Here is a 13,223-nt window from a genome sequence, read left to right as displayed (position 1 = left end):
GCTCAGACTTTCTTGACCCGAACCTGACTGAACAACCCGTTTGGTCGGAAGATCAGGACAGCAAGCAGCAAAGCGTATGGCGCGACCTGGCTGTAACCTGCCGCAATGTACCGGCTGGCGAAGGGTTCGACAACACCGACAATCAGCCCTCCGGCCAATGCCCCCGGCAAACTGCCGAACCCGCCGATAACGGCGGCGGCAAACGCCTTGATACCCAGCAATCCGGTTGTCGGATCCACAGCACCTTTTGCAGCAAAGAGAATTCCGGCAATTCCAGCAACGCCTCCGGCCAAAGCCCAAACCCATCCTTGAACACGCCTGACGGGAATGCCCATGTAATAAGCTGCCAGCTGGTTTTGCGAGGCGCCCTGCATCGCCAGCCCCAGTTTGGTGCGGCTGAAGAAAACATAGAGCGACCATGTCAGCAGCACCGTGACGATGATTATCGCGACATCTTCCATCCCCAGTACAAGACCGCCCATACGCACTTCTTTGCCCGCAAGCGGGTTTTGCAGTGTTTGCGGCTCGTGCCCCCAGATCAGACCGGCAATGAAACGGATCACAAAGCCCAAAGCAATGGTCAGTATGACAACGGCGGTCTGGCTTTCACCAAACAGGCGGCGAATGATCAGGCGATCCAGAAGATAACCGAGCGCCCCCATGATTCCCAATGAAACAGGCAGAGCGAGCCAGAACGGCAATCCCATATATTCGGTATTTGTCAGGCCAATGGTCACAAATGCTCCCAGCATCATGAAATCGCCCTGCGCAAAGTTCACCGCTTCGGTTGCCTTGTAGATCAATACAAAGCCAAGCGCGATCAGGCCGTAGACACACCCGTTCGCCAGCCCGCTAATCAGCAGCTGCGCATTATCCACACTGTCCTCCCTCCACCGGTTTTCCAGCGTCTTCTTCCGCCCGCGTGTATCCTCCGGCAACGCAGGTGAGTTCTACTATGGGGTGATAATCACCTTTCCGTCACTCTTTTTCAGCGCATCGGCAAGATTCGACACAAGATTTTCGAGTGTAAGGTGTTCGGAAACATCCGTTTTCCAGCGATCATCGGCAAAGCGGGCCTGAACTTCGGCCACAACCCGCATCTGGTCAGCGGGCGGTGTCGACATCATCCATTGCGTCAGCCAGAAACCTTCGATCCGTTTCCCCATGAAGATCAGCTGGCCGGTCTGAGAAAGTGTTGGCGCTTCGGTCGAAAGTTTGCCGTAGGTAACCCAGCGCGCCCGGTTGGGCATGGTGCAGAACAGATTCTCGGACAGCTGATCCGTCACCGCATCAAGGAAGACCCGAGGCTTCAGCGTGGTGCTTATCGCGGCAAACTTCTCGACGATTTCAGGGTCGGAAGTCACAAGTACTTCGGCTGCTCCAAGACTTTTCAGCGTATCGACTGTCTCGGCCCGGCGCACCAGCGCGATGGGTTTCAACCCCAGATCACGCCCGAGGCTGCACATCAGTTTTCCCAATTGGCTGGACGCAGCGGATATCACAAATGCGTCACCGTCTTCCCTTGCCATGTCCACCATCGCCATCGCGGTGAGAGGGTTGACGATTTGCGCGGCACCGTCATCATCTGAAATATCCGGACGCAAGGGAATACACATTTGCATCTGCGTCACGATGTATTCCGCCCAGGCGCCGGAACCTGCGGCCACGAAAGCGACGCGCTGTCCCTTCAGAGCCTCGGCACCTTTTCCGGTTGCAACGACGTCGCCACAGCCTTCGAATCCGGCCACCGCACCTTTGACGCGCGGCTGGCCGTATTCACCCTTGATGAAGTGGAGGTCGGACGGATTGACCGACGACGCGCGCAGGCGGATCAAAACCTGACCGGGGCCGGGATTGTGAACGGGCAGTTCCGTGGCTTCAAGCCAGTCGGCCGCATCCTCGATAACCGGTCCGGTCGAAGTGGCCGAGTACCCGCCGTGTTTCAGGATGGCAGCTTTCATTGTTTGGGGCAGGTCAGTCATGGGATCATCCTCAAGATGGCTTGTTCAATGCGCACACCCCCTTAAACAGGAGATTGCCAACGGGCGACCCCGGGGCGAGGATGTGTTTTCGGCGCAGCCAATCAAAAGCCGCACACTGGGTCAATTCAGAGAAACGATAACGTAAGGGCACGACTGGAAAATTGGCGTGCGGGGTAGGGGCCGGGAACTGGCAACCGACCCCTTCTTTGTTATTGCTGCGTCAACAGCGCGGTCAGTTCCTGAATCTTCAAGGCGATGGTTTCAGGCGACTCTTTAATGTCATTTACGATCTTGATCGCCTGTTCTTTCAGATCCGTGGCCAATGTGCTGTCCTGAATCGAGGTCATGATACCTTCATAGTCGAAATTGGTGGGGTCCAGCTTGCCTTCCTGAATCCAGGAGCTCAGCAATTCCTGTCCCTGACCCGCCAGCGACGCCACCTGATCACCGGCTTGCTGTGCTGCCTCGGATGCTTGCTCCGCGACAGACGAAGCTGCCTCGCTAGCTTGATCGGCAACCGACGATGCGGCTTCCTGCGCCTGTTCGGTCAAGGATGAAGCTGCCTCGCTGGCCTGTTCTGTTGCGTCTTCAAGCGCGTCAGTCGCAGCTTCCTGAGCAGTTGACGCGGCATCAGCCACTGCATCGCCCGCCTCCTGCGTTGCGGATTGCACTTGTTCAGCCGGGGTTTGTTCGGACTGGTTGAGATAGTAGTAACCACCAACACCGACAGCGGCGATGATGAGGAGGATGAGAATACGCGACATGTGTGTCTCCTTTGGAAAATGTGTCGCCGGGATGCGTTAAATGTAGCGGATATACAAAGGGGAATTCCTGTGAATTCTCAGCAGAATAGAGGTTTGAGCCGGGCTACGCTGATTGCAATTGAATTCACGGCAAGAACACGCCGGGTGACCTGTGCCACCACAGTTTCTGACAGCGGACCACTTGCAATTTTTCTGAGAACCCAGATCCGACCGGAGGACGTTTTCTGACGGCTTTCGATATTGGAGTTATGGCGGAGAGACAGGGATTCGAACCCTGGGTGGGCTTGCACCCACAACGGTTTTCGAGACCGCCCCGTTCGACCACTCCGGCACCTCTCCGCGGGGGTCTGTGAGGGGGGGATTTAGTCAGGAACGAACGGGGGTGCAAGCAGAAAATTCCGGAAATCGTGAATGCCGGGATTTTCCGTTGCCTGCCAGCGTAAAACACCTACTCTGAAAGGTATGACACAGTTTGCACGCCGCATCGCCTTTTGGTTTCTCGCCTCGTTTCTGGCACTCGTTCTGGTTCCTCCCGAGCTTTCCGCAGCGAACCGGGATCGGATTGAGGCTTTTCTGATCACAACGGGCTTTGACGTAGCACTTGAAAGCATCGCCCTGAGTTCACGGTCCGCGCCGCAGATGTTGGGTGTCGACCCCGAGGGGTTCGGCTCGGACTGGACCCGTTTGACGGACGAGGTTTTTGAAGTCGGTGCAATGCACGACACTGCGGTGTCCATTCTGGAGCAGACCCTAAGCGACGAGGCCCTTTCACACGCGGTGGAGTTTTACGCGTCTGATCTGGGGCAGCGTCTGGTCGAGGCCGAAAATGCCTCACACATGCAAGAAGACGATGACGTCAAGCAATTGGCAGGCCAAAGGATCATCTCTGACCTGATCAAGAACGGATCGAAACGGGTCGAAAGTTTTAAACGCATGAACTCCGCGATCGATTCCGCAGATACGGCGTTGCGTGCCTTGCAGGAAATTCAGGTGCGCTTCCTGCTGGCGGCCAGCGCATCGGGCGTCATCGAGTTGCAGCTGAACGGGGATGAACTACGTGAATTGATGAGGCAAAATGAACCGGCAATGCGTCAGTCACTGCAACTGTCCAATCTGGCGGGCGCTGCTTACACCTATCAGGATTTTTCCGACGCCGATGTGGATACGTATGTTGACGCGCTGGAACAGCCGCTGATGCAGGAAGTCTACGAGCTATTGAACGCCATCCAATATGAGATCATGGCCATGAGGTTCGAGGTTCTGGCCGCGCGGATAGCCGAATTGCACCCGGCACAGGACATTTGATGCAGCGCGCTATTCTGGCATTTGTGGTCGCCTCGTGTTGGGCACTGCCGCTGTATGCCGATGGAAAAGTCGATCGATTGGCAAAAGCCATGCGTCTGACACAGGTGATGGAAATCCTTGTTCACGAGGGGCAGGGCCACCGCGAGACTCTTGACGATACTTTTTTGGACAACAAGGGCGGCGCTTTTTTCGAGTCGCAGGTCAACCGTATCTACGATCCGCTTTGGATGCGGCAACACATGACGAACGCCTTCAAAGATGGTTTATCCGATGTTCAGCTTGATCAGGCCATCTTGTTTTTTGAAAGCGATCTTGGCCAGACCATCGTAACGCTGGAAAACTCGGCGCGGCGCGCGATGTCGGATCAGGCAATCGAAGACATGGCCCGAGAAGCCTACAAATCCGCAGAACGCAGCACCGCTCAGTTTTCTTTGGTCAAGGAGTATATCGAGGCAAATGACCTGATCGAAAAGAATGTTCAGGGGGCATTGACGTATGACTACAGCTTCTTTCAGGGTCTTGATGTTGATGCGCGGACTGACGATCAGGAACTGCTGGCAGAGCTATTGTTGCAGAAAGACAGCCGGGCCGAGGACACCGAGGAGTGGCTTTTCTCGTTTCTTCTTATGGCCTACCGCCCTTTGGACGAGGCTGAGATGCGCGAAAATATCGCGTTTTCCAGAACCGAAACGGGACAGGCCCTGAATGACGCCGTGTTTGACGGCTTTGATCGCATATTCAATGATATTTCTTATCGTCTAGGGCAGGCGGTTGCACAGGCGCTGAGGGCGTCCGATCTTTGACACCGCTTTGGTGTTGACTTTTACCTGCAATCTATGGATAAGCGCGCATCCCGGCCGGTTTTCCGCGCCGGGTATCGTTATTATTTGGCCCGCATGACATTGTCAGGGGCCATTCACACAGCCCGAAAAGGGCGCGCTGTTCGAGGTGGCTTTCAAGTTTCTTGGGGCCAGAACACCCGTAAAGGGGACCACAGAACGCGGGTTAGAAAAGGAAAGACGCATGTTTGCGGTCCTCAAGACTGGCGGCAAGCAGTACAAGGTTCAGGCGGGCGATATCCTCCGCGTTGAAAAACTGGCTGCCGACGCAGGTGAAAAAGTTCAATTCAACGATGTTCTGATGCTGGGCGGTGACGCTCCGGTTGTTGGCGCACCTTTCGTTGCAGGCGCAGGCGTTCAGGCCGAAGTGATCGAACAGATCAAAGGTGACAAGGTCATCAAGTTCGTCAAACGTCGTCGTAAGCACAGCTCGAAGCGTACCGTTGGCCACCGTCAGAAACTGACACTGGTTAAAATCACCGACATTCTGGCGTCGGGCGCTGACAAGTCGGGCATCAAGGCTGCAACCGGTTCAGCTCCGGCTGGGGAAGCGGCACCTGCCGCAAAGCCCGCCAAGAAAGCCGAAGCCAAGGCTGAAGCACCCGCTACTGCCGCTGCTGACGATCTGACCAAGCTGAACGGCGTTGGCCCTGCCGCCGCCAAGAAGCTGGTTGAGGCCGGTATCGAGAGCTTTGCCGCTCTGGCCGCCTTGTCGGACGAGCAGATTGCTGCTATCGAAACGGTCAAAGTGAAACCCGAATGGGTTGAGCAGGCCAAAGAGCTGGCCAAAGGCTAAGGAGAGAGAGAATGGCACATAAGAAAGCTGGCGGTTCCTCCCGTAACGGTCGCGACTCAGCTGGTCGTCGCCTTGGCGTAAAACTGTATGGTGGCCAGGCCGCTATTGCGGGCAACATCATCGTGCGTCAGCGCGGCACCAAGTTTTGGCCGGGCGAAGGCGTAGGCATGGGCAAAGATCACACCATCTTTGCAACCACAGATGGCGCCGTGAAGTTCCACAAGGGACTTAAAAACCGCACCTTTATTTCGGTCCTGCCAGTGGCGGAGGCCGCAGAGTAAGCCGAGACCCAGAAGGTTTAAGAAAAATTCATGGGGGACCGGCACAAAGTGCCGGTCCCCTTTCTCGTTTTAACACAGTCGTGATCGAAAGAACCAATGACAGTCGCAACCACCAGTTTCCTGATCTTTGCCGCCTCTCAGGTCGGCACGCCGGGGCCAGCCAACATGGTCCTGCTGGGAACCGGCGCGCGCTATGGGTTTCGTGCTGCATTGCCTTTTGTGGCCGGTGTCGTGCTTGGTAAGCAGCTGATTATCTGGCCCGTGGGCTTTGGTCTGCTGCAACTGGCGGAACAGGTTCCGACGGTCTTTGCGGCGCTGAAATATGCTTCGGCTGTATATATTTGCTGGCTGGCGTGGAAGATCGCGAATTTGCGACTGTCGCGCGAAACTGAGGTCGGTGATGTTCCGGGTTTTTGGGCGGGGTTGATTGTGCATCCGCTGAATCCAAAAGCCTGGGCCATGATTGTTGCGGGTTTTACGGGCTTTGTCGCTGCGGGGACCTCCAGCTTTGACGCCACGCTCACGATCGCTCTTAGTTTGTTGATCTGTCAGATTGTTTTGCACCCGATCTGGACTTTTGCGGGGGATAGAATCGCGCATGCGGTTGAAGGTCGCCCGGCGGAAAAATACCTGATGTGGACGTTGGCGGGTCTTACGGTCGCGTCCGTACTGTTCGTGTTGTTCGGAGGAGGAACACACCAATGAAGCTTGAGACAATAATAAATCAGCCGGTCATTGAAACCGAGCGGTTCGATCTGCGCCCCCTGCGCCGGTCGGATATGGGCCTTATCGAGCATTACGCAGGTGATGAGCGCGTGGCGCGGATGACCACCAGTATTGCACATCCACTGGCCCCCGGTTCGATCGAAGCCTTTGTAGCCCGTTCGATGGCTGACAACCGAGACGAGGACGTCTGGGTCATGGATGCTACCAAGGACGGTGGTCCGGAATTGATCGGTGTGATTTCGCTGAAACGGCTGGACCGGAATCAGTCCGAAGTTGGCTATTGGGTCGCGCCGATCTATTGGAACACGGGCATAGCCTCGATGGCTGTCGAAGCACTTGTTAACGCCAACCCGCTGGAAAACGCGACGATGTTCGCCAGTGTGTTTCAGGATAATCCGGCCTCGGCCCGGGTTCTGACCCATTGCGGGTTCCAGTATCTGGGCGATGCGGAAAGCTATTCGGTGGCACGCGATGCGAATGTGCCCACCTGGACATACAGTAAAAAACTCTGACTTGTGGCCGATGGGGCCTTTGCAGTAGGGGACACACATGAAATTTCTCGATCTCGCAAAGGTCTACATCCGGTCCGGGGCCGGCGGTAGCGGCTGCGTCAGCTTCAGACGCGAAAAGTTTATCGAATACGGCGGCCCCGATGGCGGGGACGGCGGCAAAGGCGGGTCTGTCTGGGCCGAAGTTGTGGATGGGCTGAACACCCTGATCGACTTTCGCTATCAGCAACACTTCTTCGCCAAAAACGGGCAACCGGGCCGGGGGCAGCAACGCACCGGCAAGGATGGGGACGATATCGTTCTGCGTGTTCCGGTTGGGACTGAAATCCTGGACGAAGACGAAGAAACCGTCATCTGCGACCTGACCGAAGTCGGGCAACGCGTCCTGCTGGCCAAAGGCGGCAATGGCGGGTTCGGCAACCTGCATTTCAAATCTGCCACCAATCAGGCCCCGCGCCGCGCCAATTCGGGGCAGGCGGGGATTGACCGCACAATCTGGCTGCGGCTCAAGCTGATCGCCGATGTGGGTCTTTTGGGTATGCCGAATGCGGGCAAGTCGACCTTTCTGGCGGCCACGTCGAATGCGCGGCCCAAGATTGCCGACTATCCGTTTACCACGCTGCATCCCAATCTGGGCGTAGTCGGCGTGGACAACGTCGAATTTGTTGTGGCCGATATCCCCGGCCTGATCGAAGGTGCTCATGAAGGCCGTGGCATTGGTGACCGTTTTCTGGGCCACGTGGAACGCTGTGCCGTATTGTTGCATCTGGTCGACGGCACCTCAGAGACGGTCGCAGATGATTACCGCACGATCATTCACGAGCTAGAAGCTTATGGCGGCGAACTAGCCGAAAAGCCCCGGATCACTGTTCTGAACAAGATCGACGCGCTCGATGACGAAGAACGTGCCCATGCCGTCGCAGAGCTTGAGGAGGCCGTGGGCGGTCCCGTCATGACGATGTCCGGTGTGGCGCATCTGGGTGTAACCGAAGTTCTGCGGGCGCTGCGCAGCCAGATCGACGACAACCGTGTGCGTCAGAAACCCGCTGAGGAGGCACAGCCTTGGCAACCCTGACCTCGGCACGCCGTCTGGTGGTAAAAATCGGGTCGGCTTTGCTGGTTGATCGCGATACTGGCCTGCTGCGGTCTGACTGGCTGCTGTCGTTGGCGCAGGATGTTTCCTGGCTCAAGGGGCAGGGGAAAGATGTAATCCTTGTTTCGTCCGGTTCGATTGCACTGGGTCGCGGTGTATTGGGTCTGCCGATGGCGGCACTGCCCTTGGAACAGTCACAGGCTGCTGCTGCGGTCGGGCAAATCCGGCTTGCACGCGCTTATGAAGAAGCGTTGGCACCCCATGGGATCACCACGGCGCAGGTTCTGGTGACGCTTGAAGACAGCGAAGATCGCCGCAGGTATCTGAACTCACGCGCAACCTTGGAAACTCTGCTTGGGTTGGGCGTCGTGCCGATCGTCAATGAAAACGACACGGTTGCAACGGACGAAATCCGGTATGGCGACAATGACCGCTTGGCCGCGCAAATCGCGGTGACAGTAGGGGCCGACCAACTGATTCTGCTGTCGGATGTGGATGGCTTCTATTCGGGCAATCCTAAGGAAGACACTTCGGCGAAGCGCTTCGAGACAATCGACAGGATCACACCTGAGATTGAAGCTATGGCTGGTGATGCGGGATCGGGCCTGTCCAAAGGCGGGATGAAGACAAAGCTGTTGGCGGCCAAGATGGCAACCGCTGGTGGTTGCGCCATGGCAATTACTGAAGGGTCGGTTCTGAACCCTCTGAAAACGCTCGAAAACGGTGCCAATTCCACATGGTTTACTGCGACATTGGATCCACATGCAGCCCGCAAACGCTGGATTTCGGCGATGAAACCTCGGGGTGAGATTACCGTGGACGAGGGGGCGGCCAAGGCACTGGCCAATGGCAAAAGCCTGCTACCTGCCGGGATTGTGGAAGTGACCGGAGATTTCGGTCGTGGCGATCCTGTCGCCGTCCTTGATCTGGAATCCCGCCGTCTGGCTCAGGGGATCAGCCGGTATACGGCGCAGGAAGCCGATGCGATCAAGGGGCGTAAGTCTTCTGAGATTGAAGCGACGCTGGGCTATCCCGGTCGCGCAGCCCTGATCCACCGGGACGACCTGGCCCTTTAACCTTCAATAAGATGATCTGAAAGGCACGCGATATGAAAGACTTCGACAGCATTCCTGCTCTGATGGAAGATCTTGGGAAACGTGCCAAAGCCGCTTCGCGTGAACTGGCTTTCGCAACAGCTGAACGAAAGCACGCGGCGCTGATTGCAGCCGCCGACGCGGTTTGGGCCAACCGGGCACGGATCATCGAAGCTAATCAAAAAGATCTGGAATTCGGCCGCGACAAGGGACTGAGCCCCGCAATGATGGATCGCCTGATGCTGGACGAGGCGCGTGTTCAGGGCATGGTGGACGGGCTGAGAACCGTCGCGGATCAGGCCGATCCGGTGGGTGAGGTTCTGTCTGAGTGGAATATGCCCACGGGCCTTAACATCCAGCGCGTCCGGACACCGTTGGGGGTTATCGGCGTGATCTATGAAAGCCGACCCAACGTGACTGCGGATGCCGGGGCGCTGTGCCTGAAATCGGGCAATGCGGTAATCCTGCGTGGCGGATCCGAAAGCTTTCATTCCTCAACCGCGATCCATGCCTGTCTGGTCGAAGGGCTGAAGGCCGCGAACCTGCCCGAAAACGCCATTCAACTGGTGCCCACACGCGACCGCGCTGCGGTGCAGGAGCTGCTGACGCTGACCGACTATGTCGACGTCATCGTTCCACGCGGAGGCAAGGGACTGGTGGGCCTTGTACAACGAGAGGCCCGTGTGCCGGTCTTTGCCCATCTCGAAGGCATCGTGCACATTTACATCGACAAGGCTGCTGATCCGCAGAAAACGCTGGAAGTTGTGCTGAATGCCAAAACCCGCCGCACTGGTATTTGCGGAGCCGCTGAATGCTTGCTGGTTCATCAGGATATCGCCGACACACTGGGGCGTGACGTGGTTGCGGCACTGGTCCTTTCAGGCGTCGAGGTTCACGCCGACGGTGTTCTCGCTGGGGAGGGTACAGTTGCTGCTACGGCGGATGACTGGGGAAAAGAGTTCCTCGACAGCGTGATTGCGGCGAAGCCTGTTGCCGATATCGACGCGGCGATTGCCCATATTCAGCAATACGGCTCGAACCACACCGATTGCATCATGACCGAGGATGACGCAGCAGCGACCCGTTTCTTTGAGCGTCTCGACAGCGCAATCCTGATGCACAATGCCTCGACCCAGTTTGCGGATGGCGGCGAGTTCGGTATGGGGGCCGAAATCGGAATCGCAACGGGCAAAATGCACGCGCGCGGGCCGGTCGGGGCGGCGCAATTGACCAGTTTCAAATATCTCGTGCGTGGGAACGGAACGATCCGGGCTTAAAACCGAAGTGACACGCGGGTTGCCGAAGTTTCAACGGCAATCCGCCGACCCATCGCAGCCGCCGTTTCAGGCAGCAACGCGAATTGAACGTGCGCGGGCGTGATCTTGGTGGGAAACCGACCTGTCACGACGTTCTTCCAAAGATCACCATCAACATTCAACCTGTCTGCAACCCCGGTCACTATCCAATTGTTGCCCTGATTTACGATCTCGACCGCGCCGCCAAGTGGCATGGCACTTTCGCAGCACATAAGCGCCAGAAAGGCCAGTTTGACCTGATTACGCGGCACAGGCCCGGACAGGTTCCAGTTGACCTGTATTCGCCCGGCACGCTCGATATCTTTCAACAATTCGGTTACTTCGGTCCGACCAAGCGGCTGATCACTGGCCGAGCCAAAGGCAACGCGGAAAAAGCGAATACGTGCCCCGGCACTTCCGACACTGCCCGAGATCAGCTCCAACTCGGGGCCCTGTACGGCGCCCACCATATCCAACAGCTCAAGCCCGTTGGTGATTGCCCCGATCGGGCTGATCAGATCGTGGCAAATCCGCGAACCGATCAATTCGGCCAGGTTGAAGTTGCTCTCGCCCATGTGTACCTCCGACTGTATCTGCCGCACGTCCCGGAGGCCCCTATGACAGACATGAATGCTATACTTGCACCGGGCATGTTTGTCCGCCACCCGGATTTTCCCGATTGGGGTGTCGGACAGGTTCAGTCCAACATTGCAGGCAAGATCACCGTCAACTTTCGCGAGCAGGGAAAAGTGGTGATCGACGGAACGCGCATCGCCCTGATGCCGGTCTTTGATCTGTGAAAGTGGTTTAGGAAAGGTTAACAACGCTGACCGAAGCGGGGCTTGTTGCCTTTGGCTGAAAAACTGCGGTATCAGCAGCCAAAAGAACACGGATCACCCCATATGCCGGATACTGGCCCTTCTTTCACCGTAAAACTGGCCGAGACCGAAGCCGACCTGCAAGCAGCTCAACGCCTGCGCTATGACGTCTTCGTGCGCGAGTTGGGGGGCGGCGGAGAGATGGTCGATCACGATGCTGGCCTCGAGAAAGACCGTTTCGACCCGTATTTCGATCATATGTTGGCCTATGATGATCAAACCGGCGAAATTATTGGCGTCTACAGGATGTTACCGGGCGAACGTGCTGCGGAACTGGGGCAATTCTATTCCGAAGATGAATATGACCTGACCGTTCTCAAGAACAGCGGGCGCAAACTGCTGGAGTTGGGACGGTCGTGCCTGCACCCCGACTACCGTGGGGGTACGGCAATGTACCACCTGTGGAACGGTTTGGCCGCTTATGTAGCGGAACGTGACATTGAGGTGCTGTTCGGCGTTGCGAGTTTTCACGGAACAGACGTGACCACATTGGCGCAGCCCTTGTCGATGCTTCACCACAACCATCTGGCTCCGCCAGAGTTGCGCGTACGGGCGCAGCCCGATGTTTTTCAGTCGATGGACCTTGTGAAACCAGAGGCTTTGGACCGCCGCACCGCCATGGTTCAGGTGCCAGCATTGATCAAAGCCTACCTGCGCTTGGGTGGTTTCGTGGGCGAGGGCGCCTTTATCGACTACACCTTCAACACAACGGATGTTTGCTTGATCCTCGACACGACGCGCATGAATGAACGGCAGCGTCGAATTTATGGCGGGGCGTGACGTTGTGAACGACCCGCTCTGGAATAGTGAAGATGCGCCCGATCCGATCGAGCTGGGCGTTATTGGATGGGTTTTGGTCATTCTGCGCGGAGTCCCGCTGGCGGCCCTTGTCTTTGGTGGCCTGATTATCCTTCTGGCTGTTCGCCTGATCGAGTATCCGTTTTTCGGTGTCCGGCGACCTGTCACGCCGTTCATCACGCAGTTTGTCTGCCGCAACGCGTTTCGGATTCTTGGCATCGGCTTCCGCACATCCGGCGCGCTGATGAAAGAGAGGGGCGCGGTGGTCGCAAACCACACGTCCTGGCTGGATATTTTCGCCCTGAACGCGCGCAAGCGGGTCTATTTTGTTTCCAAGGCAGAAGTTGCCAAATGGCCCGGTATCGGCTGGCTGGCCCGTGCGACCGGGACGCTATTCATCGAACGGGATCGCAAGAAAGCCAAGGAACAAACCAAACTGTTTGAAACCCGCCTGAAGGTGGGTCATAAACTATTGTTTTTCCCCGAAGGCACTTCAACAGATGGACTTCGCATTTTACCCTTCAAAACAACGCTTTTCGCCGCGTTCTTTGCAGATGAATTACGTGATTTCATGTATATCCAACCCGTTTCCGTGGTGTTTCACGCGCCCAAAGGCCAGCCAAAACGCTTTTATGGCTGGTGGGGGGATATGGAGTTCGGGCCGCATTTGCTGAAGACCCTAGGCGCACGTCGGCAGGGAAGTGTTGAACTGATCTATCATGCGCCTGCACGGGTCAGCGACTTTGAAAATCGCAAGGCTCTGGCCGCCCATTGTGAAGACGCTGTCAGGCATGCGCACGCATTGGCGCAGCTTGAAAAATAAGGCCGATTGGTCCTTGCGCATCGCGCCAACCTGCCTTATA

At 56.9% G+C, this 13,223-nt stretch carries 16 protein-coding genes and 1 tRNA gene; 12 read left to right on the top strand and 5 right to left on the bottom strand.

Features of this window, described 5'->3' with window-relative positions; genetic code table 11:
- Window positions 1–2 precede the first annotated feature (2 nt).
- From I9188_RS03010 to I9188_RS02995, 4 genes are all read right to left on the bottom strand, one after another.
- A complete protein-coding gene (locus tag I9188_RS03010; protein WP_209503953.1) occupies window positions 3–878 on the bottom strand; it encodes a branched-chain amino acid ABC transporter permease in 876 nt (291 codons plus the stop codon).
- Between the two features lie 75 nt (window positions 879–953).
- Window positions 954–1,982, bottom strand: a complete 1,029-nt coding sequence (locus tag I9188_RS03005; RefSeq protein WP_209599558.1) for an alcohol dehydrogenase catalytic domain-containing protein — start codon at window positions 1,980–1,982, stop codon at window positions 954–956.
- Window positions 1,983–2,191: 209 nt separating this feature from the next.
- A complete protein-coding gene (locus I9188_RS03000; RefSeq protein WP_209503951.1) occupies window positions 2,192–2,746 on the bottom strand; it encodes a hypothetical protein in 555 nt (184 codons plus the stop codon).
- Between the two features lie 249 nt (window positions 2,747–2,995).
- Window positions 2,996–3,085, bottom strand: a tRNA-Ser gene (locus I9188_RS02995).
- A gap of 123 nt (window positions 3,086–3,208) precedes the next feature.
- Here I9188_RS02995 and I9188_RS02990 point away from each other — a divergent pair.
- From I9188_RS02990 to I9188_RS02950, 9 genes are all read left to right on the top strand, one after another.
- Complete coding sequence (locus I9188_RS02990) at window positions 3,209–4,051, top strand: DUF2059 domain-containing protein (protein WP_209504891.1); 843 nt, start codon at window positions 3,209–3,211, stop codon at window positions 4,049–4,051.
- A complete protein-coding gene (locus tag I9188_RS02985) occupies window positions 4,051–4,854 on the top strand; it encodes a DUF2059 domain-containing protein (protein ID WP_209503950.1) in 804 nt (267 codons plus the stop codon). Before I9188_RS02990 ends, I9188_RS02985 begins: the two co-directional genes overlap by 1 nt.
- Before the next feature lie 220 nt (window positions 4,855–5,074).
- On the top strand, window positions 5,075–5,686 hold the full coding sequence (locus tag I9188_RS02980; protein ID WP_209503949.1) for a 50S ribosomal protein L21: 612 nt from the start codon (window positions 5,075–5,077) through the stop codon (window positions 5,684–5,686).
- An 11-nt stretch (window positions 5,687–5,697) separates the two neighbouring features.
- Window positions 5,698–5,967, top strand: a complete 270-nt coding sequence (gene rpmA, locus I9188_RS02975; RefSeq protein ID WP_039535512.1) for a 50S ribosomal protein L27 — start codon at window positions 5,698–5,700, stop codon at window positions 5,965–5,967.
- Window positions 5,968–6,063: 96 nt separating this feature from the next.
- Window positions 6,064–6,672 carry a LysE family translocator gene (locus tag I9188_RS02970; protein ID WP_209503948.1) on the top strand — a complete coding sequence of 203 codons (609 nt, stop codon included), beginning with the start codon at window positions 6,064–6,066 and terminating at the stop codon, window positions 6,670–6,672.
- The gene (locus I9188_RS02965; protein ID WP_209503947.1) at window positions 6,669–7,205 is read left to right on the top strand and encodes a GNAT family N-acetyltransferase; all 537 of its coding nucleotides are present in this window, start codon (window positions 6,669–6,671) and stop codon (window positions 7,203–7,205) included. The genes I9188_RS02970 and I9188_RS02965 overlap by 4 nt, the downstream gene beginning before the upstream one ends.
- A 37-nt stretch (window positions 7,206–7,242) precedes the next feature.
- On the top strand, window positions 7,243–8,277 hold the full coding sequence (obgE, locus tag I9188_RS02960) for a GTPase ObgE (protein ID WP_209503946.1): 1,035 nt from the start codon (window positions 7,243–7,245) through the stop codon (window positions 8,275–8,277).
- The gene (gene proB, locus I9188_RS02955) at window positions 8,265–9,371 is read left to right on the top strand and encodes a glutamate 5-kinase (RefSeq protein ID WP_209503945.1); all 1,107 of its coding nucleotides are present in this window, start codon (window positions 8,265–8,267) and stop codon (window positions 9,369–9,371) included. The genes obgE and proB overlap by 13 nt, the downstream gene beginning before the upstream one ends.
- Before the next feature lie 32 nt (window positions 9,372–9,403).
- On the top strand, window positions 9,404–10,666 hold the full coding sequence (locus tag I9188_RS02950; RefSeq protein WP_209503944.1) for a glutamate-5-semialdehyde dehydrogenase: 1,263 nt from the start codon (window positions 9,404–9,406) through the stop codon (window positions 10,664–10,666).
- On the opposite strand, the gene I9188_RS02945 is transcribed toward I9188_RS02950, so the two are convergent.
- Window positions 10,663–11,259: a histidine phosphotransferase family protein gene (locus tag I9188_RS02945; RefSeq protein WP_209503943.1), complete on the bottom strand. Its 597-nt coding sequence runs from the start codon at window positions 11,257–11,259 to the stop codon at window positions 10,663–10,665. The genes I9188_RS02950 and I9188_RS02945 overlap by 4 nt on opposite strands.
- 42 nt (window positions 11,260–11,301) lie before the next feature.
- Here I9188_RS02945 and I9188_RS02940 point away from each other — a divergent pair, with 42 nt between their 5' ends.
- From I9188_RS02940 to I9188_RS02930, 3 genes are all read left to right on the top strand, one after another.
- Complete coding sequence (locus tag I9188_RS02940; RefSeq protein ID WP_209503942.1) at window positions 11,302–11,484, top strand: DUF3553 domain-containing protein; 183 nt, start codon at window positions 11,302–11,304, stop codon at window positions 11,482–11,484.
- A 102-nt stretch (window positions 11,485–11,586) separates the two neighbouring features.
- On the top strand, window positions 11,587–12,342 hold the full coding sequence (locus I9188_RS02935; RefSeq protein ID WP_209503941.1) for a GNAT family N-acyltransferase: 756 nt from the start codon (window positions 11,587–11,589) through the stop codon (window positions 12,340–12,342).
- Complete coding sequence (locus tag I9188_RS02930; RefSeq protein WP_209504890.1) at window positions 12,329–13,183, top strand: lysophospholipid acyltransferase family protein; 855 nt, start codon at window positions 12,329–12,331, stop codon at window positions 13,181–13,183. The genes I9188_RS02935 and I9188_RS02930 overlap by 14 nt, the downstream gene beginning before the upstream one ends.
- Window positions 13,184–13,223 lie beyond the last annotated feature (40 nt).

It is taken from the genome of Ruegeria sp. HKCCSA071, from assembly GCF_017872555.1.
Lineage (GTDB): Bacteria > Pseudomonadota > Alphaproteobacteria > Rhodobacterales > Rhodobacteraceae > Ruegeria.
Note: the sequence above shows the minus strand (reverse complement) of the source record. Positions and strands in the feature narration are given on the sequence as shown.

Coding starts and splice junctions, on each gene's coding strand:
- I9188_RS03005 (WP_209599558.1), bottom strand. CDS start 1,982: ATGACTGACCTGCCCCAAACAATGAAAGCTGCCATCCTGAAACACGGC.
- I9188_RS03000 (WP_209503951.1), bottom strand. CDS start 2,746: ATGTCGCGTATTCTCATCCTCCTCATCATCGCCGCTGTCGGTGTTGGT.
- I9188_RS02990 (WP_209504891.1), top strand. CDS start 3,209: ATGACACAGTTTGCACGCCGCATCGCCTTTTGGTTTCTCGCCTCGTTT.
- I9188_RS02985 (WP_209503950.1), top strand. CDS start 4,051: ATGCAGCGCGCTATTCTGGCATTTGTGGTCGCCTCGTGTTGGGCACTG.
- I9188_RS02980 (WP_209503949.1), top strand. CDS start 5,075: ATGTTTGCGGTCCTCAAGACTGGCGGCAAGCAGTACAAGGTTCAGGCG.
- rpmA (WP_039535512.1), top strand. CDS start 5,698: ATGGCACATAAGAAAGCTGGCGGTTCCTCCCGTAACGGTCGCGACTCA.
- I9188_RS02970 (WP_209503948.1), top strand. CDS start 6,064: ATGACAGTCGCAACCACCAGTTTCCTGATCTTTGCCGCCTCTCAGGTC.
- I9188_RS02965 (WP_209503947.1), top strand. CDS start 6,669: ATGAAGCTTGAGACAATAATAAATCAGCCGGTCATTGAAACCGAGCGG.
- obgE (WP_209503946.1), top strand. CDS start 7,243: ATGAAATTTCTCGATCTCGCAAAGGTCTACATCCGGTCCGGGGCCGGC.
- I9188_RS02950 (WP_209503944.1), top strand. CDS start 9,404: ATGAAAGACTTCGACAGCATTCCTGCTCTGATGGAAGATCTTGGGAAA.
- I9188_RS02945 (WP_209503943.1), bottom strand. CDS start 11,259: ATGGGCGAGAGCAACTTCAACCTGGCCGAATTGATCGGTTCGCGGATT.
- I9188_RS02940 (WP_209503942.1), top strand. CDS start 11,302: ATGACAGACATGAATGCTATACTTGCACCGGGCATGTTTGTCCGCCAC.
- I9188_RS02935 (WP_209503941.1), top strand. CDS start 11,587: ATGCCGGATACTGGCCCTTCTTTCACCGTAAAACTGGCCGAGACCGAA.
- I9188_RS02930 (WP_209504890.1), top strand. CDS start 12,329: ATGGCGGGGCGTGACGTTGTGAACGACCCGCTCTGGAATAGTGAAGAT.